11 protein-coding genes and 1 pseudogene are annotated in these 15202 nt (G+C 38.0%); all 12 read right to left on the reverse strand.

Going from position 1 to position 15202, the window contains the following annotated elements:
• Nucleotides 1-163: 163 nt before the first annotated feature.
• A complete protein-coding gene (locus DSOL_RS21120) occupies nt 164-1288 on the reverse strand; it encodes a toxic anion resistance protein (RefSeq protein WP_075366765.1) in 1125 nt (374 codons plus the stop codon).
• 96 nt (nt 1289-1384) lie between these two features.
• Nucleotides 1385-3844: a YceG family protein gene (locus tag DSOL_RS21125; protein ID WP_139314561.1), complete on the reverse strand. Its 2460-nt coding sequence runs from the start codon at nt 3842-3844 to the stop codon at nt 1385-1387.
• Between the two features lie 156 nt (nt 3845-4000).
• On the reverse strand, nt 4001-4339 hold the full coding sequence (locus DSOL_RS21130; RefSeq protein ID WP_075366766.1) for an arsenate reductase family protein: 339 nt from the start codon (nt 4337-4339) through the stop codon (nt 4001-4003).
• A gap of 172 nt (nt 4340-4511) precedes the next feature.
• Nucleotides 4512-5471, reverse strand: a complete 960-nt coding sequence (locus tag DSOL_RS21135; protein ID WP_075366767.1) for a DMT family transporter — start codon at nt 5469-5471, stop codon at nt 4512-4514.
• Between the two features lie 107 nt (nt 5472-5578).
• A complete protein-coding gene (locus DSOL_RS21140; protein ID WP_235838937.1) occupies nt 5579-5782 on the reverse strand; it encodes a pyrimidine dimer DNA glycosylase/endonuclease V in 204 nt (67 codons plus the stop codon).
• A gap of 15 nt (nt 5783-5797) precedes the next feature.
• Complete coding sequence (locus DSOL_RS30190) at nt 5798-7204, reverse strand: TerD family protein (RefSeq protein ID WP_075366774.1); 1407 nt, start codon at nt 7202-7204, stop codon at nt 5798-5800.
• A 408-nt stretch (nt 7205-7612) separates the two neighbouring features.
• The gene (locus tag DSOL_RS21150) at nt 7613-8239 is read right to left on the reverse strand and encodes a hypothetical protein (protein ID WP_075366768.1); all 627 of its coding nucleotides are present in this window, start codon (nt 8237-8239) and stop codon (nt 7613-7615) included.
• A gap of 94 nt (nt 8240-8333) precedes the next feature.
• Nucleotides 8334-10127: a SulP family inorganic anion transporter gene (locus DSOL_RS21155; protein WP_075366769.1), complete on the reverse strand. Its 1794-nt coding sequence runs from the start codon at nt 10125-10127 to the stop codon at nt 8334-8336.
• Between the two features lie 1428 nt (nt 10128-11555).
• Nucleotides 11556-12104: a universal stress protein gene (locus DSOL_RS21160; protein WP_075366770.1), complete on the reverse strand. Its 549-nt coding sequence runs from the start codon at nt 12102-12104 to the stop codon at nt 11556-11558.
• Between the two features lie 291 nt (nt 12105-12395).
• Nucleotides 12396-12872 (reverse strand): DUF1634 domain-containing protein, encoded by a 477-nt coding sequence (locus DSOL_RS21165; protein WP_075366771.1) that lies wholly within the window; start codon nt 12870-12872, stop codon nt 12396-12398.
• Nucleotides 12873-12877: 5 nt separating this feature from the next.
• Nucleotides 12878-13804: a sulfite exporter TauE/SafE family protein gene (locus DSOL_RS21170; protein ID WP_075366772.1), complete on the reverse strand. Its 927-nt coding sequence runs from the start codon at nt 13802-13804 to the stop codon at nt 12878-12880.
• Nucleotides 13805-14735: 931 nt separating this feature from the next.
• A pseudogene (locus DSOL_RS21175) lies at nt 14736-15202 on the reverse strand (adenylyl-sulfate reductase subunit alpha); the annotation flags it as partial.

Below are 15202 nucleotides of genomic sequence, written 5' to 3' on the forward strand. Positions count from 1 at the left end.
TTTTACCTTCATGACAACCTAATTTAATGAGGGAATTTTAGAAATTTTAAATTTACTGACATCTTTCTGCGATCTATATCCTTCCACCAACCCCATCTCTCTTACGTATCGCAAAACGAGCACGATTTTAAAATCATGCTCGTTTCATCTTTTGATTATTCGATTATCTGACGATTCCACGATTAACAAAGTCTTGTTTGAGAATCTCTAACCTCTTCGTACCGTCTAGACGTTTTTGTCTCATTTCCTCTTGAATAGCTTTAGTTTCGTCAATCCCTTTGACGATCGTCTGCCATGATTTTTCTAAGGTCTCAATACTTACGGAACTCCCCGAGGCAAGTCTAGCAACCATTTTTGATTGCAGTGCTGTATTTTCAGCATTTCTCAACAAAAGTTCATTCGTCTTCTCATCTAACGCGCTCATCGCTTTTGCTTGGACCGACTGACGCTTTAACATAATTGCTTGAACCAAGCATTGTTTAAAGATTGGCATAGTAATAACAAAAGCAGAATTAATCTTTCGAACCAAGTTGTAATTACCATACTCAATCGATTTAATGGTCGGCATGCTTTGGATTGCAACATTCTCGGCAAGCTGCAAATCATAAATCCGTTGTTCCATAATGTCTTGTACCTGCAATAAATTATTGACATTCATCTGGTCCAGTCTGTTGTCCGTCTGGTTCGCCTTTGCTTGGGCTGTTGGGATGATATTGTTTTTGAGTTCCGCTAGTACAACTTGCCCAGCGTATATGTACTGCCCTAACTGTTCGTAGTATTCCGTATTTTTAATAAACATATCTTCCAAATGCTTATTAGCGACATTAATTTCTGCTTCATACTTCTTTAGCGTGACAAAAACTTTATCGACTTCATCTCCCATAGAGTTATATTTATGAAACAGTGCATCAACCGAATTTTTTGCTTTAGAAAAAATCTTTTCCAGAAAGCCAGGGGGTTTATCCTCAAAATCCTTAATATCAAACTTGTCCATGATTTTATTAAGCTGAATTAAAAGTTCTCCCGAATCCTCAACCTTTGTCGATTGCATAGAATGAAGGATGGCGTCTGAAAAACGTGAAACCTCTTCTGCAGTGTTCTTTCCAAATGTCATAATAGAACTTACATCTTCAACGTTAATCTGCCTCACAATACTACGGACTTCAGGGCTCTCTTGCACCTTTGCCATGATTTCATTTTTCTTCTGTTCGAGGTTAAATTCCGGTATAGGTGCCGGAACCAAACTCTTGTCCTCTGTTAATGTTGTTGTAAAACCTTGAATTTCCATTTTGTTCCCCTCTTTTTTTAAGATTTTGATGTGCTAGAAATTGTATTGCTATAGGCTGACTGAACTTAGCATATAATCACTCTTAGCTGGGCCTAATCAGCGAAGATTAAAGAAGCGCGACAAAATTCCAGGTTTATGGGCTGACGTAATGCTGTCTAAAGAAGGAAGAGTTAAATCGAATTTTACTAGTGGAAGTTGATGAACATCAAAAAGACTGGGCTTGATCTGCTGTTCAATCGTCTTATAATTCGTTGGCGTAAAAATAACCACATCGATACCGATAAGATTGAAATAGGCAAGTAAGATGGCATCAGCTTCACTAAACGTTTCCTTTTTATTGTCGTAAACAACTACTTTAGGAATATCATGAGGAAAATCAAAGACTTCAATAAGCTTGATTAGAGAATCATCCATCGTTAAAATGGTCATGAGTATTTTAAGCTTAAATTTTTCATCCACCTTAGATAGGAGTATTCCAGAGGACAGAAGTTCATTAATTTTAGCAATTAGAAAATGTTGCAGATCCGCTTTAAGATAACCAAATCTATAATGCCTACTTTTTCTCACTTTGACATCATCAAAAAAACCCAGTTCATTGAGTAAATAGTCGGTTTGATAAAGCTCCTGCTTAGTATAGTTTATTTCAGTAAATGGAACATCCTTAATCAGTTTAGTATTCGGTGCGAATGAAAACTCTTTGAGATCAAGCCAATAGGCATCAAGATCTTCGTTAACCCCGTTGATCTTGGCGAATAAGTTGGGTATATACACCTTTTTGTTCTGAACTTTAAATTCTGGGCGAAGTTTAGAGGGTTCTCGCCAAAGTATTTTAAGTTCGTCATATGTAGTTTTCAAAGTTATAGGTTGAGTCAAGTAACTTTCAAACTGCCACGGTTTAAAAAGACCAACCTCTTCACTATAAATCGTTTCTTCAATTTCTTTGGACGCATTGTAAGCAATGGTACTTTTCCGGATTAATCGCTCACTCTCAGGAAAAGGAGCTAACGATAAGTTTTGCTTATTATTGATTAGATGAGTGAGGGACATCTCCTTATCGAAAATTTGAAACGGTTTATCTCCCTCGTTAGAAGAATGAATAAAAAGCACATCACAACCAATCTTATGGAATGCTTCCAGTAAATATATTTCATGCGGTTTGATCGTACCGTAGAAAAGGATCTTGGGATTATGCCCAAAATTGTACTCTGCTCTAGTGGACATTTCAGGGTTACATTGCGCAAAAAGCTTGGGTAGATATCTATTCAACCAAGTAACCATCTTGAGAGAAAAGTTTAAGACTATGGATAGATTTATATTACTACTTTTCTCAGCGAAGAGATCAACAACATCGACGAATGTTTTTCTAATTGTGTTGTCTAGAAGCTTATTATTCATATGGGGAAGTATCTTAGCCTGAAGAATTTGTTCTAAAATACCTAACCGATCTTTATACAAATTAGTAATAAATCCGGGAGGTATTTGAGCACCTTCTGCTGCACTCGGCGCGGGGATACCCTCTAGAAACTTCAGATAACAACCTGATGTTTGTAACGCTTTGTCAAGAGTATAAAGCTTGTTATAATATTCCGTTTCCAGATCATCAGAAGAGCTGGGCACTCCAATGTATCGCACAAAATGAGTGGGAACTATAGGATAGGGATCACCAACATACCCACTTCGTTTATTCAAGGGAATAAGGACTTCCTCAAAGGGATTTTCCGATCTTTTCAATTTAACCACAACAATTGGATCCTTTAACAAAAGAGTATTTGAATTGATCAACTCTCCATTTGTTTTCTGCTGGGGCTTAGTGGGCTGTTCAATATGAGTTTGCTGTACCTCTTGGATTTTCTTTGTCGGAAAAGCATGGATGGGCAATTCCTGCGTTTTTTTTATGACAAAGGAAAAAATATTTTGCTTGTCAACCTGTTCGAACCTATCGTTAAACGAAGTATTTAAAACCAGAACATCGTACCCGATAAGGGACATGAAAATAAGAAAATAAACTTCATGTGTTTTAGGACTTCCCCAATAAATTATCTTAGGATTATAAAGTGATTTCTTAGCGATATGCTTGCCATAATCAACCAACCATAATAACATTTTCGTTACGAAATTTACAACAATACTTACATTAACTGGGCGATCGTTACTCAAATAAAGATTAAGTACAATTCCGAAAGCATCCTTAATTTTTCGGTTAATTTGGAGGTCTGACGATAATGAAAAATAGCCCTGTGCATCCAACAAATTTGAAACTGCCCCATTGCTGAAATCCTTAAGTGGGACCTGCTCAAATAACTTTCTTGCTTGTTCTATTAGTGATGAATCGTTAGTTATTTGAATTCTTTCATCAAAGAAGATGTAATTGCCTATTGATCGTAGTTTTTCATCTAATCTTACGATCTCAGCTAGGTACTGTTCTTCATCATCACATCCAATAATTCGATAGAAATATACCTTTGAACTCCCTTCTCTTTGGATCATAGGAGACAGTATATCTGTAAAAATATCATCTATTTGTTTCAAATGTGTTTTATTATCTCTTATCTCCATACCATCTCACTCCTCAGCCAAAGCCACGTTCATTTTTAAAAGTTATTACCTTAGCCTATCGATTCTTTTCTATTGCACTGATCTCTCTTGGATTTCTTGACTAAATCCTACGTTTTCTATTATTTCCACATAAGAGACTGTTAAAACTAACCTTTATCATTCCCAAGACGCCCATACATCGGGTACATATCCTACTGTTGCTAAATTTCCATTGCGCACGATAGGAGTTTTATAAAGACTAGGGTTATTCAAGAGCAAATCTTCTCTACCACTTGGAGAAATAATCCGATCCATGTTTAACTTCTTATAATCCTTTGCTTCACAATTAACAAGATTTTTCAATTGTACAGCTGATTTTACACTTTGCAATTCTCCTTTGCTTAATCCCTTTATCGTCAAATCTATAAATTGATAGTTAATTTTTCTTTCTTTAAAATAACGCTCAGCTTTTTTGGTGTCAAAACATTTTCTGACACCGAAAATTTGTATATTCATTTAAATTATCTTTCTCCTTGTAAAAGATACGCTAAGCACAGGTGCTACCCAAAATATTCTACAATCGAATATCGAATCCCTTCAAAATGTTAGAAAAAGAGCATTAAAGACTTCTCAATAACATATAAACCCGCAGATAGCGGGCTTAAATCCATGTAAAATAACTAATTCATCAAGAAACAGCTCGGCTTTGTTTAGCCCCTTGTGCAGGGAAGCTATGCAAAGTCATTCCCACTATCACGAGAACCATACCCATCATTGACAAGATCGTCGGATAATTTCCGTTTAAAATGAAAACTTCCCCAAAAACTGAAAAAATAATTTCCCCGGATTGGGTCGCTTCAACAGCTGCGAGTTTGTGAAGATCTCCTTTCGTAAGATCCGTGGCAGTAAAAAACAAGACGGTTGCAATAACACCGGAAGACAGAGCAACAATAATGGCCTGATAAACTTGTTGGTGACTCGGGGGGCCAACGGTCACGAAACCATACATCCCCATTATTATCCAAAATGGAAGGCTTGCCAAGGTCATACCAAGGACCCGTTGATAGGTATCCAATTTATTTTCACAAGCAATCATCATTTTTCGATTTCCTAATGGATACGCAAAAGCAGCTAATACAACGGGTATGACCCCAAATATCATTTCCTTGAACATCAAATGTTGAATTTGCTGTAATTGGATAACTGCAACTCCCGCTAGAATGATTAGAGAAATCCATAACCCTTTGAGCGGAATTTTTGCTTTTACCTTTTGTGGTCCTTTATCTGTCTGAACTACCTGATAAAAGAACGGGGCCAGCAAAGAACCTGCAACAATCGTAATTTGCCACATACTCGCCACTAACCAGGCAGGGCCAAAAGCTGCTGCAAAGCACAAAGGCGCATAAAATAACCCGAAGCCAATCGTACTCCAGCTCATCCATAACCCTGGTCTTTTTCTTAGATCATCTAGAATAGTTTTCAAGTTTCCACGCACAATAACAATTACAAATAGAGGCGGTACCATAAACACATAGCGAAGAACCGCGCTCCAGATCCAACTACCCCCTGCAAGATTCATTGCTCGATTAAGCACAAATGTAACTGCAAAAAATAAAGATGCTAAGATACCAAGGACTATCGCCTTCAAGTTAGTTACTCCTTTTTATTGAGCTTACGACCTTTATTTTGCGCCCTGTGCATCTAGCAGAAAAAATCATCGTTAGTCCTTTTTCGACTCTCAGACTCAGAAAAGAACTATGCCTTTCTGCCTGAGATTAGCAACGCATTCTTCACTGTAGGCATCATCATGCTCTGGATAACGCTGTGCGAGAACACGTAATCGACTGTGGAATGTTTCCTTCCCCACCCTTTTCCTCGCAGGGCGCAGCATTCTCTGTGTTGTCCAAGAATTTGGGCGCGGGGCAAAATGGGAAGGAGATCCTGATGCCAGAGCCGCATTCTCTACCTCTTCTCTTAAAAAATGAACTCCCTGGGGTCCATGTGAACCTCGCGGCAAATTTCCTCCACCATTTTCTTTTCAACTGGGGCAAATTCACCATCTGCAAAACCGATAGCACAACACAATCGAACAACCAAGCGAGCTGCATCAGGCTTGCTCGCTAGCTTACCGATGACTCGCAAGGCTTCTGCTTTACCCAGCATGCGATCACTTTGAATTCGCTGAATAAAGTAATTAAATCGAGAATCTACCTCGCTAATATTAATTCCGCGCATTTCTTGACTCGTGCGGAAATATTCAATGAGCTTCTCTCTTTCCGAAGGTTCGATAATACCGTCTGCCATTGCTACTAAAGCGCTACCAGCTACCAAGCCCTCCGTAAGGTCTTTTCCCATATATTTGCTTACGACATTACGGGCGCTTTCCGTTTGCTGCTGTAGCCACTGTGCAGTATTACTGTTACTTGCCGCATTCCAGCGTTCCTTACAGCTCAAGCAAGCAAACTCCATGTTTTTACTCCCAATAAAACCAGCCAATATTCCGACTGGACCCAACAAAACACCGCCCACTAAGGCCTTGCCTAGTCCAAACCCTTTCTTACCGGCTGTTATCTGATTCGAATGACAACGCGGGCAAACCATACTCCCTTGATCCGACGAGTATCCAGCATTCTGCGCTTGTCCGTATGTCTGATAGCTGTTATGCCCTTTGTTTTGTTCATTTTGAGCACTACCGTAGGGCACCGCAGAACTAGCAGGCCAAGGGTTTCCATAGCCAACATTTCCACTGTTTTGGTAACTGGAATTCCCATAGCTACTTGTACCTGCAGAGGAACGTTCTTCTTCTACTTCCAACCCGAAATTAGCACAGAGGGCCGCCAGACCACCTTGGAATCCGCTCCCGATGGCGTTGAATTTCCATTCTCCTACGTTGCGATATATCTCCGCTGCTACTATAGCCGTTTCGATAGAAAATTCCTGACCAAGTTCGTATTTAAGTAGCAATTCGTTCGTGTGGGCATTAAGAATTCGAACATAAGAATCTTTGACATCTCCAAAACTTTGCCGTTTCATTTGGGCGTCATTAATTGTAATAGTAAAGGCAATTCTCTCAATATTGGCGGGCACTGCCGACAAATTAATATGAATCTGCTCATCATCACCCTCACTAGAACCCTTCTTGTTGTCTCCACTGTGCTTTACCGAACCCTGACCACCCGAAGGATTATTATAGAAGACAAAATCATTTTCATCTTTTACTTTTCCGTTGGGTCCTATCAAAAAAGCAGAAGCATCTAAATCATAGTTATAACTACTAGCCGACAGGTTTGATGCCCAGCCCAACCCAACGACAATCTCCTTCAAATTAGGATTATTTTTTGTGAGATCGACTTTCTGCCCTTTACTAAGTCTTACGGCCATTATGTTCCCCTGCCCTTCTAGTTCTGATATAATGCTAGCCTTTATTCGATCCATCTCGTTTGACTCTCGTGTAATTAATACTCCAAATATGAATTGACTTATCCACTAATTAGGTACGCACAATAGAAATCCCCTATTTATATACGTATAGTTTATCATGCTCACCCAATTACAAGCAAATATATAAAAATTGAACATATTCTTGTTGATAATTTAAATCCTTCTATATTATTGCACCTTAACATTTGATAGCCCCGAAGAGACGTTTTTTCTCTTCGGGGCTATCTTCTACCTTTTAAACCCTTTTAGTTCAAATCATCTGGTCATCCATAGATGTTAGTCTAAATATGACTTCTCTTCGCTTTAGTTGTTTACGTTTTTGTATAAAATTACCATATATGGAACAGTCTATTCAATCCAGATATTAAGACTATCCTTATTCTCGATGATTTTTTCAGCTATCCTTATTCCAACATCTCGAAAATAATTCTCGCTATCCTTACGACTTGAGTAATTGCGATCCTCAACGAACTTTCCACTCGTAAGAACTCGACGAAGTAAAGGAATTTTATTCGTTCTGTTAATATCAAAGTTTTCGATTGCTTGTTCGAATTCATTTCTCAAGTTAGAAGTACTCCAATACTTTGGTCCTTTTTGTGGCTTGACCTCAAAAACACGCCGTACAAATTCATAGGGGAATGCACCAAATGTAATGAGAATCTTAGGCTGATGTTCAAGCACACTTTCCCGAAACATCTCGATTTCTTTAGCTACTTCGGCTGCCCACCAATTTAAAGTATTAGGAACGATTCCAATGTCACTTACAGCATTTTTTACGAAAATATTTTCTGTGTCTATCCTTGTATGGAGTTTTCGAAATACTTTGTCCTGAACCTCATCTAATATTGGTGTCCAAATGTCGTGGCGTACCGCGGGATATTTGGGATTAACTAATAGCCAAATGGGGTAAGATCTTTCTCCAGATTCCATCTTCATTTTATCAATTAAAGGTGAATTAAGGGTTATGCTGGACATTCGAATCCCGCCTTTCTGTATTAATGGTCATTACCAAGTACCCAAACCCAAATATCACACTTTTTGCTGTATGATACTTGGTGATGTTGATCATCTAGAAAAAACTAGTATTCGTGCCCTTAAACGTTGAAACTGACTCAATCAGCGTACACGCCGCCGACTTCTCAGACTTCTCTCCAATGCCGCAGTTAAGAGTAGCTCTTGCTCTCTCTAAAGCATTCGTAGAAGATGCGAAAATTTCATTCTCAGACATAAATATATTTTCTCCGTCGATATCAGAAACAAGATTTGAATTCTTTAGCATTGATTTATGCTCAGACCTCACACCACTTATGATTAGAATCCCACCAGCTTCTTTTACCGTTCTAATAAAGACCTTTATTGCATTAAGTGCTGTCAAATCAATAGTTGTGACGTACTTCATTCTTAAGATGATTACTTTAGCCTTATCGACTAAGTTATCAAGTTTCTCTTCAAGATCAGAAGCTGAGCCGAAGTAAAGATTTCCTTCTAATTGAACAATTATGATATCTACCTTTTCCTTGACCGATTTTACCTCTTGTTCAATAACTTGTGACTCTTTACCCTGTGTAGGAATCAGAATTTTGACAGGTACTTTATTTGTATCTTTCAAGTACAAGAGGATGGACAAAACAATTCCCGTGTAAATTGCATAGTCAAGGTCTGGCATTAAAATTGTAGCAAAACATGTTACCCACATGGCTATTGAATCAGAGTTGAACTTGCCGACTTTTACGACTTTCTTGATTTCATGTTGGTCTACCAGGCTATATGCTGTAACTAGGATCACTCCAGCAAGGCATGGATTAGGAATATATTGAGCATATGGGGCAAAGAAAACCAGCACTAAGGCAACAACCACACCCGATAGAATTCCTGAGAATCGGCTAACAGCTCCATTGTGATAATTAATGGCAGAACGTGTAAAGGATCCAGATCCCGGAAAACACTGGAAGAACGATGATACTAGATTGGCTAAGCCTTGACCGACAAATTCTTGGTTAGCATCAATTTTTTGTCGTGAAGTACTAGAAATTGATTTCGAGATTGATATGGCTTCAACTAAACCGATGATGGAAATTGCAATAGCCCCACTAAAAACATTCTTAAAGGAATCAAAGCTGAATTGTACCATTTTGAAAGGAGGCAAGGAGGAAGGAATATGGCCTGTGAGTTTTACACCTTTCTGTTCCAATGAAAAAATTACTATAAAAATTACTGGAATTACAATTCCTATTAAGGCTCCTGGCAGGTTTTTATTAATTCTTTTGCATAGTAATATAATCGCTATCGTCATCAGTCCAAGTCCCAATGCATATAAGTTTGTTTGGTTTAAGTGAGTCATGACGTAATAAAATTTCATTGTCGTTGGCATTTCTGCTGAGTGTTCAATGCGTATGCTCAGTAGAGTACTAAGTTGTCCGAGGGCTATTAATACTCCCGCACCAGCTGTAAAACCGACAATGACGGTATGGGACACAAAATTTATCACCTTACCAAGCTTAATAGCGCCAAAAGTGATTTGTAAAGCGCCTACAAGAAACGTCATTAAAAAAAGCAACTGGTAGGCATTATCAAGTCCCATGTAGTTTCTCATACTGCCTGCCACTAAGAGACATATAGCGTTGGTAGGTCCAGTGACCAAGTGTTTTGAGCTACCAAATGCGGATCCAATAATAGCTGATACTATAGAAGTGTATAGACCATAAACCGGGTTAACACCCGCAATCAGTGCATAGGCCATAGACTGTGGAATTGCTACTACTGCAACTGTCAGGGCGGCAATCAAGTCTTTTCTAAAATACTCTACTTTGTAGTTTTTAACAGTTCCGACTAAAGGTATATATTTAAATCGTGTTAAGTTCAATTTGAATCCCACCTTTCAGGATTTAAGGCTAATGCAAACTCTTTTCAATGATAAATTGATTACTTAGAATTTTGAGCAACCCGCAAGTTGCTATTCCTTACACCCTCAGTCCATAATAAATAAATTTGAAGTTAAGACGTGAAGAATTTCACTAGGCCTAGCAGAGAAACTTGCTCAGAAATACATTCCTGATATGGGAGTGAATAATTTCACTAGGCCAAGTGTATTTTATCAGTTAACATAATCAAGGCTCTTTCGTGATGTGAGTAGTTAAAGTGGTTCATGGACAGGAAAGCGGCTACAATCGCCCGGCCTTTTTAATCGAAAAGTACACTGGGCTTACTTCAAGGTAAAGCTGCAGCCTCGCTTTCCCTAATTTAGTGTGATATAATATTTCTTGATCAAATTTCTTAGCGGCCTTTAGAGGCTGCTTTTTTTATAATAGTTTAAGAGCTTTAGTGTTGTTCGTATGAATCGATGATAATGGTGCTTTGGCTTTCGACAACATGACCCAGTCCTCCTCATTTAAGTTGTGACTTGTAGTCAACAATAACAATCCCAAAAACGGCAACCATAACGAGAATTGCAACAACACCCATGACCATTCCACTCACCTCCTTTATGAGTTCGTTAACTTTAATTCAAGATTAGCATCGTGAGAGTTTAGTGTCTATAGCAAATCAATATGCTCGTAATCGATATACGCTATGGCCAATTCGTAAAATATTAAGCTATTATGTCGTAAACATACGTATTTTAGAAAATATTAAACTCTGCTTAATTATCAACGTCTATTATATTGAAATTGTTTACTATATCTCCCTACAGAGTTCCTTTAGTCTCCTTCAAAATGAGCTCAAGAGTTTCATTAATCGAGCATGTAATTTATATCAATAACGAAAGAGACAGCTTCTTTCTGCCAGCACTGTGCGCTTTAATAATAGGCGTAATATACCAAGAAAAGCGATTATATCTATAGTCCGCATTATATATATAATCTACATTCTACTCTTGTCCATCCGTTTTTTATCAACCATTAATATTTGACCACTATTATAATTGAAAGCGATCTTTGAAGTTCTCCCTTATCGAACTTCTGTTTCAATAGTAATAAACCTAATTATTATAATTCTTTATGACATAACTTGTACTATTCCAGTTTTTTTAAAAAAAAGAAGCTTACTCGTATATATTCGGCCTCAACTCCCCCAATTTGTGGTCTTAGTTTATTCGTTTTTAGCAAAGCGAAGCCCCGAAGAGATTTGTCATCTCTTCGGGGCCGTTAATTAATTTCTCAGATTGTACAGTGAAAACCTAATTTTGGATTTATATAACCTTAATTATCCTTAGTTGTAGACCAAGAGAACGTTCAGCTGAGAATCCAAACAGTTTCCCTATGGGAGCCAAGATGTCTTTATTGAATATTTCTTAGAGCTCATTTTCTAAGCAGTAATTATCAATAAATTCCTGAGGAAGCTTTTTTACTAACAACACCGGAATGGGAGACCGATTGAGCACATTATGTGCTAAACACCCGAAAATTAGTCCTTTTAAAGTGGTTAGCCCCCGCGTGCCCATAATTATTAGCTTGAAAGAATTTTTCGTAGCATAATCAATTATCGCGTCAACTGTATCCGATATACTGGTATTAGAATAAATTACATGATGACCGACGTTTTGTGCTCTATCGGTGAATATTTTATTAGTTTTAGTCAATATCTCAAGATACTGTTTTTTATTGTCCACATCCGTTTCGTTGATAATTCGTTCCATCCAATCTGATGTGGGGTGAGCTGGCCAAGTATCTATCCAACGATATTTATCCTCCGGAGAAACAACGTCACTTTCTTGTACCTGAACAACAGTTAAATGCATATTAGGCATATTCTTCAGAAGATCTGCAGTGTAAACAGCCGCCGAAAAAGCCTGATGTGATCCATCGGAATAGAGAAGTACATTATACGTTGAGTCAGTCACTCAAAACACCTCTTTCTGGATACTTTTATTGATTATAACATAATTTTTCGAGTACATCATAACGTTTAAGAAAAAAATTAAGCTTAATTAGTCGGTTGTATTCTTCAAGCGATATTCCGTTGCTTTTTTTTATTCAATGTGATATGTTTCAATATAAATCATAATACTCACAGCGACTGAATTTTTCTACTAACACCCTAGGGGAAAACTTTACATAAAATATGCCCCACAAAACCTTTATGGCCTCGTTGGGGCATATAATCGTCTGTTGTTTACTGTTGTTAAGTTGGACTACCCTGCGATACGTAAAACACCCGATGCGGCTAAGACTATAACAAGAATTTCTAACCCAACCATTGTTGCATATGGGAGATCCTTTTTACGCAAGTACTCTATAAAAAGTGAGCTATAACCTAAAACTGAGACTATACCCAAAAATGCTAAACCGACTAAGTTTAAGTAATCTCCGTGATTGATTAGTTTCAACCAAGCCCAACCAGTTGGAGCATGCGTTGCCTGCGCATATTGATGTACGTTCATACTCCAATAAAGGGGCATGCTTGAAGGTTCAACCAGTGGATTAAAAGAACCAGACATGTACAACAAGAAAGTAATCGCCATTACACAAATTCCGGTCCATGAACAAACTAATAAAATAGTAGCATATCTATCCTGTTCCGGACTTACTTCCACATTACTTAGGATAATATCTTCTTCACTTTGGGCACTTTGCGTATTACTACTTGGAGCAGGTGTTTGAATACTCATAGTAATTACCCCCATCCTAATCCATTAAGCAATTGCTTTAATCCAGCAAATAATAACATGAGAATAACGATATAACGTACCGATTTAGGTCTGGCATTATTCAAAATCTTAACACCTATGCGAGAACCAATCATAATCCCTATAACAGATGGAATTGTAATCATCGGAAGCACTGCACCTTGATTCAAATATATCCACGCGGCTGAGGTATCTGTAATCGCTAACAGTGACATACTAGTACCTACGGCAATTTTAAGAGGTGCACCCAAGAGTAAGTTAAGTACTGGCACATTAGCCCAACCTGCACCGATCCCGAACATTCCAGCAATTATTCCAATACCACAAAAGAGTACCAGTCCAATCGGGAGTCTCCATATAGTCCAACTAACATCCTGACCACTTGAAGACTCAAGGTAAGCGCCTCCAATTTTAAAATAGCGTGTTAAGGCATCAGGATGACCGATTTTTGGAATTTCGCTATTCTTAGAAAAAACAAACAATAATGCTATTGACGTAATCAAGAGACCTAGTAAGATTTTAAGAACATTTTGTGGTAACGAAAGTCCTAAATACGCGCCTACAATACTAGATGCTGAGGCTATCAAAGCTAATGGTATTACCAAACGTAAGCTAGCCAAATTTGATTTTAATAATTTAGGGGCTGCAGACAACGAACATGCAAGAGCTACAAATAAGCCAGATCCACGAATAAAATCAAAGTTAAACGGGAAAAAACTACTGACTATTGGTACATACAGTACACTACCACCAACCCCAGCTAAAGCTGCTACAATACCAATAAGAAAGGTTGTAACCAGTAAGGCTAGGGGCCATACCCACCATGGTACTCCTGGTGCACCAGTTGCTTGGGCCACTGCAACATTAGTTGCAGTAAACAATGAACTGGCCGCCGTTACGAAATTTTCAATCATTTTTGTTTGACCTCCTAAGGTTAAACTAATAATTTTTAGTGGCCTTAAGACCTTCAGGTACAGTTAAGAACATCAAAAATACACTTGTACATTGTGAATCATGGAACAATTCAGGATGTTAACTTTCCACCAAGTAGCGCTACAAGTTTCTATATTCTTGGCCTCCTCCACTATGTGACTATACTCACAATTAGACATTATCATCGCGACCATACTAAGTCAATATTCTCGTAATCACTATATCATATGGTGAAACTTGTTAATATTGAGTTAATATGTCGCAATTATGCATATTTTGTTGTTTGCTAGGATTTGTAGCTTTCTTCTAATAAAATAGAAATAACCGCTATGAATTGAGAAGAAATATTCATACTCGATATGTCAGATACCAGAGTACTCAAAGTAATGAGCTTTGCATCGAGCTTTCTAATTTTATATACTGATTATCATTACTATTATCATATGAGTGCCTAAACCTAAACTAACTCATGTGGGTAACTGGGATAGCTTTAACATTCATCGAATTCAAATCTTTTAAGAATGCCCAAAGAAAAAGCTATCACATACTAAGAGATAGCTTTTTCTTTGGGCATTCATGAACATAATTTCGACATATAGTTAAGAACAATATTTTATTTTTCTATGGATGGGTTATTTAAGTATAGTGTCCCCTTCATAAGATTTGATTTTTCTTACAGACAATGTCGCAACACAGAGCAGATAACTCTCCATTGCCTATTGAATTCTTGCTCATTCCGCTTTATAATTACTCTACAAGTCATAGAGAATAACAAAATGCTATTCACAAGCTACAAAATAAAGAGATGGGTACAGAATTTGAATATGTACCCATCTCTCGTTCAATCAAATCCTTAATAATAAAGCTAGACCTGAGGATTTGATTGTCTTAATCTATTACCTTAACCAAGTGTTACTCAACGCCAAACATATTGATAATTGGACGTTTGAAGACTGACCATTCATTAGTCGCTGGATCAACCTTCATATTGACGAAGCAAAGCCAGTTTTCTTCATCCAATGTCGGATAGTCTGTGCGGAAGTAATAGCCAGGCCAACGGGTTTCTTTACGGAACTCCACTGCGCGCAAGTGGGCTTCTGCTTGCCATAATCTGTGTTTGTTTTCCCAAACTCTCAACAGTTCATACAGATCTCTAGCGGCCAGTTTCTCTGAGTCTTCTTTGAGGAAGCCTAACAGCTCTGCTCCACGAGTCAACGAGGCCTCGTTGGTTGCAAAGTTAGAGCCTGCACCACCAACATACTCATCCATGAGCTTTTGTAGACGGAACATAAATTGCTTAGGAATGATATAGTTTGGATTGACATTCTCATCCGTGCTGAAGCCTTTGAATTCTTCAAAGAGTGCCAATGGTTGGAAAG

Source organism: Desulfosporosinus metallidurans, from assembly GCF_001936615.1.
GTDB classification, from domain to species: domain Bacteria; phylum Bacillota; class Desulfitobacteriia; order Desulfitobacteriales; family Desulfitobacteriaceae; genus Desulfosporosinus; species Desulfosporosinus metallidurans.